The 13,004-nt window shown below is 59.7% G+C and carries 13 protein-coding genes; 3 read left to right on the top strand and 10 right to left on the bottom strand.

The window, feature by feature from the left end; translation table 11 throughout:
- Positions 1-51: 51 nt before the first annotated feature.
- The gene (locus ACIQ3Q_RS12755; RefSeq protein WP_396269460.1) at positions 52-675 is read left to right on the top strand and encodes a LysE family transporter; all 624 of its coding nucleotides are present in this window, start codon (positions 52-54) and stop codon (positions 673-675) included.
- Positions 676-811: 136 nt separating this feature from the next.
- Positions 812-2,305 (top strand): nitrous oxide reductase family maturation protein NosD, encoded by a 1,494-nt coding sequence (locus tag ACIQ3Q_RS12750; protein WP_396269459.1) that lies wholly within the window; start codon positions 812-814, stop codon positions 2,303-2,305.
- 8 nt (positions 2,306-2,313) lie between these two features.
- Here ACIQ3Q_RS12750 and ppk2 read toward each other — a convergent pair whose 3' ends face one another.
- Positions 2,314-3,498, bottom strand: coding sequence for a polyphosphate kinase 2 (ppk2, locus tag ACIQ3Q_RS12745; RefSeq protein WP_396269458.1), 1,185 nt, complete (start codon positions 3,496-3,498; stop codon positions 2,314-2,316).
- Positions 3,499-3,609: 111 nt separating this feature from the next.
- On the opposite strand from ppk2, the gene ACIQ3Q_RS12740 reads away from it, so the two are divergent.
- Positions 3,610-4,410, top strand: a complete 801-nt coding sequence (locus tag ACIQ3Q_RS12740) for an HAD-IIB family hydrolase (RefSeq protein ID WP_396269457.1) — start codon at positions 3,610-3,612, stop codon at positions 4,408-4,410.
- Between the two features lie 804 nt (positions 4,411-5,214).
- Here the strand turns inward: ACIQ3Q_RS12740 and ACIQ3Q_RS12735 are convergent.
- From ACIQ3Q_RS12735 to ACIQ3Q_RS12695, 9 genes are all read right to left on the bottom strand, one after another.
- Positions 5,215-5,715 carry a GNAT family N-acetyltransferase gene (locus ACIQ3Q_RS12735; RefSeq protein ID WP_396269456.1) on the bottom strand — a complete coding sequence of 167 codons (501 nt, stop codon included), beginning with the start codon at positions 5,713-5,715 and terminating at the stop codon, positions 5,215-5,217.
- Positions 5,712-6,005 (bottom strand): DUF1778 domain-containing protein, encoded by a 294-nt coding sequence (locus ACIQ3Q_RS12730; RefSeq protein ID WP_396269455.1) that lies wholly within the window; start codon positions 6,003-6,005, stop codon positions 5,712-5,714. The genes ACIQ3Q_RS12735 and ACIQ3Q_RS12730 overlap by 4 nt, the downstream gene beginning before the upstream one ends.
- Positions 6,006-7,779: 1,774 nt before the next feature.
- The gene (locus ACIQ3Q_RS12725) at positions 7,780-8,355 is read right to left on the bottom strand and encodes a hypothetical protein (RefSeq protein WP_396269454.1); all 576 of its coding nucleotides are present in this window, start codon (positions 8,353-8,355) and stop codon (positions 7,780-7,782) included.
- Positions 8,352-8,801, bottom strand: a complete 450-nt coding sequence (locus tag ACIQ3Q_RS12720) for a GNAT family N-acetyltransferase (protein ID WP_396269453.1) — start codon at positions 8,799-8,801, stop codon at positions 8,352-8,354. Before ACIQ3Q_RS12720 ends, ACIQ3Q_RS12725 begins: the two co-directional genes overlap by 4 nt.
- A 111-nt stretch (positions 8,802-8,912) precedes the next feature.
- Positions 8,913-9,677 carry an SAM-dependent methyltransferase gene (locus tag ACIQ3Q_RS12715; RefSeq protein WP_396269452.1) on the bottom strand — a complete coding sequence of 255 codons (765 nt, stop codon included), beginning with the start codon at positions 9,675-9,677 and terminating at the stop codon, positions 8,913-8,915.
- A 103-nt stretch (positions 9,678-9,780) separates the two neighbouring features.
- Positions 9,781-10,512 carry a hypothetical protein gene (locus tag ACIQ3Q_RS12710; RefSeq protein WP_396269451.1) on the bottom strand — a complete coding sequence of 244 codons (732 nt, stop codon included), beginning with the start codon at positions 10,510-10,512 and terminating at the stop codon, positions 9,781-9,783.
- A gap of 91 nt (positions 10,513-10,603) precedes the next feature.
- Positions 10,604-11,461: a hypothetical protein gene (locus ACIQ3Q_RS12705; protein WP_396269450.1), complete on the bottom strand. Its 858-nt coding sequence runs from the start codon at positions 11,459-11,461 to the stop codon at positions 10,604-10,606.
- Positions 11,462-11,586: 125 nt separating this feature from the next.
- Complete coding sequence (locus ACIQ3Q_RS12700; protein WP_396269449.1) at positions 11,587-12,411, bottom strand: GIY-YIG nuclease family protein; 825 nt, start codon at positions 12,409-12,411, stop codon at positions 11,587-11,589.
- A 74-nt stretch (positions 12,412-12,485) separates the two neighbouring features.
- Positions 12,486-12,860 (bottom strand): hypothetical protein, encoded by a 375-nt coding sequence (locus ACIQ3Q_RS12695; protein ID WP_396269448.1) that lies wholly within the window; start codon positions 12,858-12,860, stop codon positions 12,486-12,488.
- Positions 12,861-13,004: the final 144 nt, after the last annotated feature.

Raw genomic sequence — 13,004 nt, 5'->3', positions numbered from 1 at the left:
CCGGCCACACCCTACAATCGCAGCTCCTTCCTTGGTTGATGCGAGTGTGCGATGAGCTTTGATGCATGGTGGCCCTTCTTCGTGGCCACGGTTTTGATCAGCCTCTCCCCAGGCCCCGGCGCGATTGCCGCCATGGGCGCTGGCTTGAACCACGGTTTTGCCAAAGGTCAGCGGATCGCGCTGGGCCTGATGCTGGGCGTGTGGACGCAGCTCTTGGTGGTGGGCGTAGGCCTGGGCGCGCTGCTGGCCACCTCCAGCTTGGCGTTCAATGCGGTCAAGTGGCTGGGCGTGGCCTACTTGGTGTGGTTGGGCATTCAGCAATGGCGTGCGCCCGCCAAGCCCTTGGTCGAAGCCGCACCGGGCGCCACGCCCAGCGGTAGCTTGATTTTGCGCGGCTGGTCCGTCAACGCCATCAACCCCAAAGGCACGGTGTTCTTGCTGGCGGTGATGCCGCAGTTCTTGGACACGAACGCGCCCCTGCTGGCGCAGTACCTCACTATTGGCGCGACCTTCGGCGTGGTGGAGTTTGCAGTGATGACAGGCTATGTGGCGCTGGCCTCCAAGCTGCTGAGCCTGTTGCGCTCGCCCCGGCAAATGCAATGGATGAACCGTATCTTCGGCAGCCTGTTCATCCTCGCCGGAGTGGCCCTGGCGCGCTTTCATCGGCACACCTGAAAGCAAACGTAACCAAACACAGGGGCGTGATATACGCCTACCCGGAAGGGTTCCTGCACAGGCATAGTCGCGCAGACTCGACGACTCATGTTTTGGGAGGCTGGGCGACGAGCTAACCTTAAGTTGGGAGTTCGTCGTGCGCCCTGCCTCACCCTTTGCAGCCCCTCGGACTGCTTCCGCCCCATGGGCGGCCATTCGCTGGCCTCTGCTGGCCTTGTTGATCTCGGCACTCGCAGGCTGTGGTGGGGGTGATGCCCCCGACACCACGCAAGCGCTGGCGCAGAGTGAGCGGGCACAGCCCCAAGCAAGCGATATTGCGCCGCAGACCACCGCCCTGGTGTGGGTGGGGCCGGCCAGCGGCGCCCCAGCAGGCGCCAAGATTTACAGCAGCCTGCAGGCCGTGCCTTGGGGCAGTTTGGCTGCGGGCACCTTGGTGCAGGTCGCGCCCGGCACTTATGCCGGCCCGGTGACCATCACCAGCACCGGCACCGCCAGCGCGCCCATTCAGATTCAGGCCGCCAACCCTAGCATGCCGCCGCTGGTCACCAGTTCGTTTGATTTCCAGGGCGCAGCGCATGTGCGCCTCAAGGGCTTTGTGGTCGATGGTTCACCCTGGGGCGCGGTGGTGTTGCGCCGCGGCAGCCGCCACATCACGGTGCAAGGCAACAGCCTGCGCCGCTCTTACATGGGCATTGATGTCAGCGACAGCCCCGGAGAAGCGCTGACCATTGATGGCAATGTGATCGAGGACAACCTCACGCATGGCATCTCCGTGGCGCAGGTCACCACGCCCACCGCCGTGCCCTCTCGCATCATCAACAACACCATTCGCCGCAACGGCCACCATGGCGTAGAGCTGCGCAGCTCACGTTGGGTGATCGAGCGCAACGTGGTGAGTGAACATGGCAGCGGCATTGGCGGCGCCACGGGCATCCACCTCTACAGTGCCAGCCCCACAGAGGACAGCGGCGACGACAACATCATTCGCTACAACTTCAGCTATGCCAACCGCGACCGCATCCTGCACTGGGACGGCAACGGCATTCAGGCCGACCAGTGGTGCGACCGCAATGTGATCGCCTACAACGTGGTGTGGTCCAACGACGGCTCAGGCATTGCCCTGTTCGACGCGGGCAGCAACGAGGTTTACGGCAACACCGCCTATGACAACGCGCAAGACACCGCCCGGCCCGCCAGCAACACGGGCGAGATCACACTGAGCAAGTCCGCCAGCACGGCGACGAACCGCACGGCCAACAACAAGGTCTATAACAACACCTTGTCGATCAGGCGCAGCGGCGCCACCGCACTCACGGTGGACAACGCCGCTGCCACCGGCAACAACACGCTAGGCCCCAACCTCTATGCGCCGCATCCCTTCGGTGGTGCTGTGCTGCGCAAGGGAGCGCAATACGCCAAGACCACGGCTGAGGTGAACACAGTCAGCGGGCTCAAGGGCAACAGCGTAGAAGCCGTGGTCTGGAAGAACCCCTTCAACCCTCTCAGCCACGGCCTAGCCTTGGGCCAAGCCCCCACCAAGACGGGGCAGAAGCCCAGCGCGCCGGACATGCTGGGCGTCACACCCAGCTCAGGGCTGCGCTACTTCGGCGCGTATTACACGCCCCGTTGAACAGGCCCTCAGCCCTCTAGGCTGCCACTCGGCACCAGTTGGTCGTCGGCCGAGCTGGCCACCAAGGCCGGGCGGCCCACGATCAGCGGGTCCGCCGGGCCAATGGTGGCCAAGTCGCGCTGGGTGTAGGGCATGCGGTGCAGCACAAAGCGCATCGCGTTCAAGCGCGCGCGCTTTTTGCAGTTGGACTTGATCACCATCCACGGCGCATCCGGCGTGTCGGTGTGCAAGAACATGGCCTCTTTGGCGCGGGTGTAGTCATCCCACTTGTCCAGCGAGGCCATGTCAATGGGGCTCAACTTCCACTGCTTGAGCGGGTGGGTCTTGCGCTCTTTGAAGCGGCGGCGCTGCTCTTCGCGGCTGACCGAGAACCAGAACTTGAAGAGGTGAATGCCCGAGCGCACCAACTGCCGCTCGAACTCGGGTGCCTGGCGCAAGAACTCGTCGTACTCAGCATCGGTGCAAAAACCCATCACCCGCTCCACGCCTGAGCGGTTGTACCAACTGCGGTCGAACATCACGATCTCGCCCTTGGAGGGCAGGTGCTGGATGTAGCGCTGAAAGTACCACTGGCCCTTCTCGGCATCACTGGGCTTTTCCAGAGCCACCACGCGGGCACCGCGAGGGTTCAAGTGCTCCATGAAGCGCTTGATGGTGCCGCCCTTGCCCGCCGCGTCACGGCCCTCAAACAAGATCACCACACGCTGGCCGGTCTCTTTGACCCAGGCCTGCAGCTTCAGCAGCTCCACTTGCAAGCGGTACTTCTGCTTCTCATAGCTGCGGCGCGAGAGCAAGTGTCTGTAGGGGTAGGCGCCATCGCGCCAGCCGGGGGCGAGCTCGGTGTCTGGGTCGCTGCTCACCGTCTTGTCCGCAGCCTCTACAGGCGCCTGCAGTGCACGGCGCAGCGCCCGCTGCTCGTCGGGTGACGCGCCATCAAACAGCGCTTGAATGCGCCCCACCAACTCCGCCGACTGTTGCCCTTGAAGCGCATCTTTGAGCGCCTCAACGCGCACGACAGAGGCGGCGGTGGCTGCTTTGGCTACCGCATGTCCCTCTTGTCGTTTGGCGCGCGGCCGAGCCGCTGGGGCTGGCGCAGGCACCGGCGCCAGTGCTGCCGCACGTGCTTGCCTACCGGCGGTGGAATCGGCTGCGGCCTGCCGATTGGCGGATGTCGTTGTTTTGCGAGTGGCCATGGTGGTTCTCCGTATCAAGCAACCGTCCATGATGAAACGATACGGAGCGGCCGTCTTGAGCGAGATCAAGAAACTGCGGTGCTCTCATGGGCTATGGGACACTTGAACGCCATGAGCGCTGCATTTCTCTCCGCTTGGGCCGAGGTGCCCGTGAGCCGACTCCAAAGCATCCGAGGCGTGCTGACCGATATCGACGACACCCTCACCCGAGATGGCGAGATCGAAGCCGCCGCCCTGCAAGCTCTGCACGATTTGGCCGCTGCCCAGTGCCCCGTGATCGCCATCACCGGCCGCCCAGCGGGCTGGAGCGAACCCTTTGCCCAAGCTTGGCCCGTGCGCGGCATCGTGGCCGAGAACGGTGCCGTGCTGCTGACGGCGGCACAGGGCCAACTGCACCACTTCACCCAAGACCAAGCCACCCGCGCCGCCAACGCCCTGCGCCTGCAGGCCTGTGCCGCCGCTGTGCTGTGCGAAGTGCCCGGCAGCCACCTGGCCAGCGACAGCGCCGGTCGCCTGACCGACATTGCCATCGACCACAGCGAGCATCACCACCTGAGCGCGGCGCAGATTGGGCAGGTTGTTTCGGTAATGCGCGCCCACGGCCTGACCGCCACGGTCAGCTCCATCCACATCAACGGCTGGATCGGTGCACACAACAAATGGACAGCCGCCCAATGGGCCGTGCCGCTGCTATGCGGCTTGGCGTTTGCCCCTGAAGAATGGCTGTATGTCGGCGACTCCAGCAACGACCAAATCATGTTCCAGCACATGCCCCTGAGCGTGGGTGTGGCCAATATTGCGCGCTTTGTGCCCCAGCTACAGCACGTTCCTACCTATGTGACGCAGGGCGAGCGTGGGCACGGGTTTGCGGAGGTGGTGGCGGGCGTGCTGGCGGCCAAGGGTGGTGACTAGGGTGACTCGGACGAAAGGTGCCTGATGGCATCGCTAGCGGGCCACAGGCGATGTGAGGGGTAGGACACTGCCTTTCGCGATGCGCAACTCATGTGTGTCCCTACCCGCTCTGAGGTCCCCGACGTTTGCAGAGAACACAGTGTCATCGAGAAACTCCAGAGACTCCATGGCCGGCCGTCCTCGATCCATGCCGACTTTGAGTTGAGCGCGAGCACCGCCTTGGCGTTTGGTGTACATACTCGCTGACTGCAAGTCATACCACTCCCAACTGAATCCGTCGTACTGGTCTAGCGAAAGCTTGCTCGGCCGTCGCTTGATCCAACAGCCAAAGCCCTTTGGGGCAGGCTCCCCGTAGTCCGAACATCCAACGGCCCATCCACCAGGCAAGCGCAGCTCACGGTAAACCACCCCTTTGGACGTCGGTTTTTCATAGGCGCTAGCAAGCTCGACATTGGACTTCAGGTCAATCGAGCCACTCGCTATGACTCGGTGATGCTGCCTTGATACATCGACCAATTCGAATTGAACGCCTGTGCGAACGTCGCAGGCGAGAAAGCCATCATGGTCGCGAGAAGGCAGGTTCGGGCAAGGGTATTCATGTCATGACCACAGTTCGTCGGCTCAATGAAGTCATCCAAGCATTGCAAGCCCGGCCGCCCTGAAGGTAGCCGGTTGCGTGGCTGCTGATGTGATATCCGACGCTATCTGCAACATCAGCGATATCACTCCTGGGATTGATCGTTGCCACGCCGCAAAGGCGCAAGCCTCCTCTGGGTCATGGCGCATTGGACGGGATGGCACCCCTCAATCAAGCCAGCGACGGGCGTCCTTCAAGAGCAGCAGCAACTGTTGCTCACGCAGCGGTGACGCGATGAACCCGAACCGGCTGTAGAACTGTGCCGCCTCTGCATCTATGGGGTGAGTCAGCATGGCACGGATGCCGGCCTGCTCGGCAATCAACATCGTGCGGCGTATCGCGTCCTGTAGCAGACCAAAGCCAATGCCTCGACCCTGATCAGGCTGCGATACAGCGAGTCTCGCCAAGATCACCACGGGCAACGGGTACTGCCCCATCCCCTTTCGCAGGCGTTCCGGTGCGTCCAGCGTATCGACCTGCCCCACGGTCAGACTGAAGTAGCCCGCCACTCGGCCATCGTCCTCAGACACGACGAAGGTCTTGGCCGAGCCACCGCCCTGCGCCTGGCGAGCATGGCGCAACAGCCAGTCGTTCAGCGCAGGCTTGCCGCAATCAAAACCCTCTAAGCGATGCTCCGCGGCCAGAGGCGCCGGTGCGCGCAAGCTCACTTGGCGTCCCAGGGCGCCTGACGGGCAAACAACTCGCGCAGACCCTCGTTGGTCTGTTCAGGGCGATCCAGCAGATCCATCAGGGCCTGGTACTGGCTGCCCGAGACCATGAACAGTCGCTGATCGAGCAGCGTCTGCTCGGCGGCTAGGCAAGCGCTGTCAAGAATAAAGTCGGTCAACGATTTGTGTGCCACCTCGGCGGCACGGCGCAGCACCGCCTCTTGTTCGAGCGTGGCGCGCAAGCCCAGTCGAGCAGAGCGGGCGGAAGGCGACGATGCAACAGCAGCCATGGCAGCACCTGTGATGTGAAATCAATGGTCGTAATGTTAGTACAAACGACGCACATAGTCCAACTGCACGGGCACGCAGACCTTGGCAGGCTCTCTGTTCGTCCACCCCCATCATTGAACTCACCTTCGACGGGCCCAGCTAGGACAGGGGTCGCGGAGGTGCTGGCGGCGAAGGGCCACCCTTAGCGTGAAAGGAAGGCTTCCTACACGACTTTGAAACTCTATAGCCGCGACTATCCGGTGGTGATGAATGAGAAACGATGCACTCTTTGGGGAGACTCGAAAACGGCAACAGCCCAAGTGGGGGGCAGTTGAACTCACTTGAAGACCCAGTGCTTCTGGGCTCGCACTTCAGGGGCTCTTCCCGAGGAAGGTCTGGCCCTAGAACTGCGACCGGGACGCCGCTTTCGAACCTTACTCGGAACTCGATCTTTGTAATGCCACCGTCAACAGACCACAGTGACTGACAGCCATTGAATGAAGGTGTGATTTTTGGCGGCGCCGGATAGACGCGCGCAAGAACACCCATGAACTCAAAGTAGCCAGACTCGATAGGGACCGAGGTGACTGAGCAGGTGTTGGCTTCTTTGTCGTCCTTGGCGAGAGAGAGCGCCGGCAACAGCAGGGTGGCAAGAATGAGGGTGTTGAAAACGAGGTGCATGACGGTCAGCAGGTGATCTAACGAAACTGTCCGAGCGACGCTTTGGCATCCGCCGCCGTTCTGGGCTCGCAACATGTAGTTAGCCACAATTTCGGCGTGCCGGGCCTTTTCATCGGTAGGGCGGAAGAAGGCCATCTCGGCAAAGAGCCCTACGCTGTGCCCAAAGGCAGTAGATGCCATATGTGACGCCGCACAACAGCATGAACCACGCATTGGCTTTGGTCATTGGCGGCCATATGAACGCGAACGGTATTGCAAAGACTCCTCAGGCAAGTAAGGAAGGAACTCAGACGAAGAAAATTCAATACGCCACATGGTGAAGTTTTCGCGAGATGGAATCGCAACTTCGGGAGGCCCTGGGCGGCGGCATTGCCACGCTAATCGAATGCCCCGCAGTGTCACCTCATCATTGAAGCTGAAAGCGCCCTAAAGGCAATGAACAACAACAGTAGATTGACTCAACGGAAAGCCTCACCAGAGAAAGATATCAGCTCTCCGTCTTGAAGCGTACGGCCTTGATAGCAGCCTCTGCCTCCAGATAATTTGCAGAGGGGGCCGTCGCTAGATCCTGAACATGCAGGCTGACAATTTTGGTGCCAACGATGACGCAGTACATGCGTGCCATGTGCCTTAGCACCTTCGAGCATGCCTGACCAGCTTGCCACAGAAGCCGGAATGCCGCCGAGTGTCACGCGCCGAGGGGCCGTTGCCGTGTAACTTGAACGCCGACGCTCGATGCCCGCGAGAAACTGCGGTAAGTACTTATCGGCCAATGCCCCGAGCTGTTCCTTTGGCGGTGACGCGCTCGCTCCGGGGTTGTAGGTGGTCACCTGAAGGAGCGTACTCGTCGACGCGCCTGCGTGCGCTTTCGTGAAGGCCACAACCGTTGATTGATCATCCATCTTGCCAAAAATCGGGCCACCAAAGCCCGAGGGAACATCCAGGCGAAAGACCTCATTCTCGAAGGGCGCAGCCCAAACAAGTGAACTGGCAGCTAAAAGTATGAGCGCTACGAGTCGCTGAAAAATGTGCATGATGAATGAACCATGTTAGGTAGAGAAGGCGCCTGTCGCCCAAGAAGCTCGGTTCACCGCGAAGAGCTTAAAGGAAAACTCATTGAAGCCGAGGCAGGGTCCAGTGAACCACCAGCACAGCCAAGCTCCCCGCCGCTGCCCCCACCCATAGGTCTCTAGGCACATGCCTTTGCAGCACCAGGCGCGACCACGCCACACCACTGGCCAGCAGTGCACCCAACCCGAGAGCTACAGCATTGGGCCACATCAAACCCGCCGCAAGGCAGGCAAAGCCCACGTGCAGCGACAGCTTGCACCTGCGCTGCAGTGCCAGGGCCATCAGCAACAGGCTGGCACTGGCGACCAAGCCCAGCGCCAAGGCGAGCGCACCGTTCAGCCAAGCCAAGGCCGACGAGGCCAACAGCACCGCCCCGACAAAACGATTGAGTTGCAGCCGCTCGGGCCGCTGCGACGCATCCACATGCGCCCAGGCGCCGCGCCGCACTTGCCACAGGCTGTAGAGCACCACCAGCGCAGTGACGCCCAGTGCCACGAACAGGGCCGCATTAGCCGCCGACCCTACTTGGCGTGACATCACCATCAAGGCTGCAGGCATCACCACGCCGGGGTGGCCGAGGATGGACAGGGCGCGGGCTATCGCCACCTTCTTGCTCATGGCAGCACATAGAGCACATCGGGGCAGCGCTCTTCATTGGTGGATCCATCACTGAAGGCCACGGCCTCAAAGCCGTGCCGCTCGTAGAAGGCTCTGGCTCCCCTATTGGCCTGGAAGCAATACAAACAGATCGGCCCGGGCAGATGCGCCAGCACGTGCAGCAACAAGCGCGAGCCTACACCGCGTCGCAACTGGCCTGCATGAACATAGAGCTGATCTATCCAAGCCTCGCCTGGCTGCGAGCGGGTGGCGACAAAACCTAAAACATGATCACCGTCACGCAGCACATTCACGCCGCCTGAAGGCAGCAGCACGTCGCGCACCCACTGGCGAACGTCTTGATCGGAGTGGGCCAGGGGCGCGTAGGGCATGCAGGCCTTTCGCGTCGCCAGCAGCAGCGTTGCGATGTCCGTCGCGTCTTCAAGGCGCGCAGTCCGAATGCTCATCGGTGCGCCCTTGCGCTGGCCTGACGGCCCTCTTGGCCCGTCAACGTGATGGTGCGGGGATAGCAGCGGCATAGCTCGCGAGGACCGCCAACCGGGTCGGGCTGCATGCGCTTAGATGGCCAGGAGACACAGGTATGCCATGCCAAGCACACCTCTGTACCCTCGAAAGTACCCCGTCTGCTGGCGGCGAACCTTTTCCAGAACTGCCGCGTAGTCTGGATGGCTTGGCGGGTTCTTCGCCAGCCATTCGGCATATCGGGCGGTGTAACCCGATTCAAAGTGATCCCACTCGTCTTGGCTTGCCTCGTGAACCTGTGCGACTGCGAAGCCACTGCTCCAGGCAAGCTCAATGAGGTCGGGTAAGAAAATGAATTCGTCGAGTCGTCCAGCAAGCGGCGCTGCAGCCTGCTCAGTCGGCGGTGCACTCCAAATGGCCTCGCCATAGACCACTGGGGAGCCGGTATCGACGAGCTGCCGCAACGCCGTTAACGCCGCCCCATAGTCCAACGGCCTATTGGCTTCGGCATGCTGGCTCCACACTTGGGTGGCTCCGATGCAAACCGCGCCCTGCGTTGAAGCGGGCATGGGGGCCTTTGCGTCGCCCCCGATCAATTGAAGGCGGTCGGCGACGCCACGGGCCGCAGCGACCTGTTTTGCATGTTCAAACCCGTCGTCTTGCAGGTCTATACCGACACCACGGATGGCGCTGGATTTCTCAAGGATACGGACCAGGAGCGATGCCCAGCCACACCCTATGTCGACGACAGTTTCACCAGCATGCGTGGAGACGAACTGAGCGAGTTCGTTGGCGCGCAGGTCCGACAGTGGGGACATGAACTCCAAATGACGGTGAGCGGGGCTGAAGTCTGTTTGCATGTATGGGTTGAAGGGGTGGGTTATTCGTCTTACGTTGGAATTCAGTAGGCCAGCCAGCGTAGCTGGCGCAGTTCGGCGGCAATGAGGGGTTAGCCATCTCTTGCTACCTTCGGACTCGATTCAGCTCGCTAAGGAATGAGCCTGGCGCCTGTGGCAACTCCTTGCCGTCTTTCAGAACTCCGATCAAATTCCCGTCCACAACAGCTTGCAAGCCCGCTGGAAGCGCGAAGAACTTCACCAGATCAGGGCGATCAATCGCCAGCTGATAGAGCGAAATTTTCGTGTAGTTCTTCGGTTCGTGTGTGGTGCTCTTCTCGTTCAGATCGGACAGCCACCATCCAGAGTCCGCGCCATCGGGCGCCGCGCGGTCAAGGGCAAGGCGCTTGGTTGTTTTGTAGTTCACATGAACGACTGCGCTTTGCGTGATGAATGGGAAAGACAGCTGATCTGACGGCATGACGCTTTCCACCGTGTCTTTCTGTGATCGCAACTGCCTGAGTGTGTTGTCAATAGATCTAACAAACTTGATTGGGATCGACTTCATGTCAGGCTCGGTTACATGAAGAGCACCGTCCGGATCGGGCTCTAGCTTGGTCAGCATCCAACCAATCTGGATAGTCTCGCCCCCTTTGAATCGCTCTCCTGCGGCAACTCTCTCTTCAAGGCCATGAAGGATCCCTTCGACATCGTTGATTGGCACCGCTTTGCTTGCAACTTGAATGCGGAACTCGGGTTGTTGGAAGAGCTTGCACCTTGAGGTTGTGTATGTTTCCGCGACTGCTGCCTGCGCCAACCCTGCCGCCAAAAGTGAAGAAACAAATGCTCGAATGGACACGATGCCTCCTTGAGATGGCTAACGCCCGCACTCAGGCGCGGTCGGGCGAAGCGAGAATGTCGCTTGTAGTGCGATGTTGGGCGGCAGTGCCCTAGGTGGACGCGTACTCAAGGACATTCTCCTGAATGTGCTTTCCCGTCCGCTCGAGCCAGAGCAGGTCCTGCTCTTGGATCAGCCTCGTAAGGCGATTGACCTCCTCGTCGTTGTCCGAGGGTTTCTTGGAGCTCGGGGTTAGCTTGATCTCCTTGCAGAGTTGCAGGGCAGGTGGCACTTCGGGTGCATAGACAGCAAGACTTTGATCGAAGGCTAGCGCCAAATCTCCCTCGCCGAGCGATTCAAGACCTGACCGCACCGCGTTCATTGCCTTTACAGCTTCAGCCTCATCGCGATGCGGGCCATCGAAGAAGTAACTATCAGAGCCGCCACGACACACGCAGGCCACCCATTCACGTATTGCCAAGATCTCGCGCAGGCGGTTCTGGATCTGTTTTTCAGGATTAGCAGAAACGTACGTTTGAATCGCGTAGATCACTTCTTGAGGGCGGAGCTCCTTGAGCAGGCTGGCGGGCAAAGCGCGCTTGAACATGAACATGGGGAGTCGTCCGTGAATGTCGCGCGGCACTTGAGTGATAGAGGTGACGTTTTGGTCTTCTCGCAAATAGCTGATGACGGGCGTTGCACTTCTCTTTAAGGCGAGATCCATGTTCAGTACCGGCCCAGCCTGGCTATTCAGAGAGGCCTTTCTCAAGGCAAACGCAGCATGGCTGAACTCAGCTGGCATGTTCAGATCCGAAAAATCCAGCGCCGATCCAAGCATTCGCGACACGCTGCCGGAGGGGCTGAAGCTGCCGTCGTCAAATTCGAGCTTCAATCGTAGTTCAGCCCAATTCCAGGGCAACGCGGCACGCAAAGACTTAATGAGCGCCATCTCAGCTTCGTCAAACTTCACTGCCATCTCCACCTGTCACTCAACGTTCACGTTGAGTGGCCAGTAACGGCAAAGTCCTGCGCTGCTGAAATTGAAATGTGCAGCAGCGCAGGCCTTTGCCGTGGAGGGTCCGATCAAACAAAAGGTTAAACGGAATCACGCTCAAATCTCGCAAGCAGTGGTTTTGGTTTCAGCGCGTAGGCATCGAGTAATCGCTTGGCGTTGGACTTTGAGAAGTGTTTCAGAGTCGCAGTCGACAACACCTGCTCTGCGCTATGCCACGTGCGCTGTAGTAGGAGAGAGAAAGCTTCGTCGCGATATGCCTGAGTTGCATCATCGGCGTGTTGAAGAGACATGTAGGCAATGGCGATGTGCTCCCAAATCCGAAGTTCACGTTCGGGGGACTCATCGCGCATGAAGCCCTCAAGCCAATGGGTCTGCTCCACCGGGTTCAGCTTCTGAAGAATACGGAAAATAATATTCGCCCGATCAGACTCCTCTTCCGTCAATGATGCAACTCGAATTGGGCTCTTAGATAGCTTCCGGGGATCCAGATAAAAGACAGGGCGACCGTCAGTTTCATCAGGCTGCACGTCGTTTTGATCGACCAAGACAGGCGCACTGACGACGGCAGTAAACGAAATACGTTCCGGTGTGCCAGCCGACAATTCCCGATTCACCTGTACGCATGATTCGAATGCAACACTCGTTCCGACCTCAAGTGGCACCCGGAAAAACTCTCTTCGAAGATTTAGCCGGTATGTCCTGAGCCGCCTGTGCGCCAATGACTCGGCCCGCTTGCAATCCGCCACTGAGAACGCTTCGGCGACATCAAATGGAAGTGGGACACCTGTGGCACCTCGATAGATCTCCCGGGCACGAATATCCGGCGCGCGCGTCGATAGTCCGATTTTCAAGACATTCGCGCCAAACGCTTTGTTTTGCAGAACGTAGACAAATCCAGACGCCATGACCCGTGCCGTTTAACGTCGGAGTTCAGCGGGCGCCGCAGGCGCTCCGATGGAGCGACCTGTTATGCGGATGCCTACCATTCGCGCCACTCTTCGGTGACATCGCCATTTACTTCGAGACCAGCCAAAGAGGCCGCGTTAATGATCAGTTCGCAAATATCTTCCCGCTGGTCCGTTTCAATGAGGCTGTGCTCACATTCCTCATTTAAGTCATTGAGATCAATGACAGCCGCTTTTACTGCCGCCATGATTCCATCTCTGTTACCGCGCATCGATGGATCGAGCACCGAAGATAGATACCTATCCAATATCGATGCACATTTTTCGACGTCATCCTTCGAGTAATCGTCGAAATCATCCTCTCCCACTTCGCGCTCCATGTACGAGAGCATGCCTTCGAGGACTCGCTCCTTGATGTTGCGAAGCTCACCTGGAATCTGAGCACTCATTTTTTCCTCTTGTATCTACCTGATTAGGCATGAAGCTCAGCAAGGCTCATCTGGTGAGCCTGTAGCCTGAGAAGCTGGCGGTGTTCTTTCAAGGAGCCGCCACCATGTCGATCAACCGAGTGCAGTTTCAGAGTGGGATGTCGA

It is taken from the genome of Ideonella sp., assembly GCF_044358605.1.
In the GTDB taxonomy this organism is placed as follows: Bacteria; Pseudomonadota; Gammaproteobacteria; order Burkholderiales; family Burkholderiaceae_C; genus Ideonella.
Note: the sequence above shows the minus strand (reverse complement) of the source record. Positions and strands in the feature narration are given on the sequence as shown.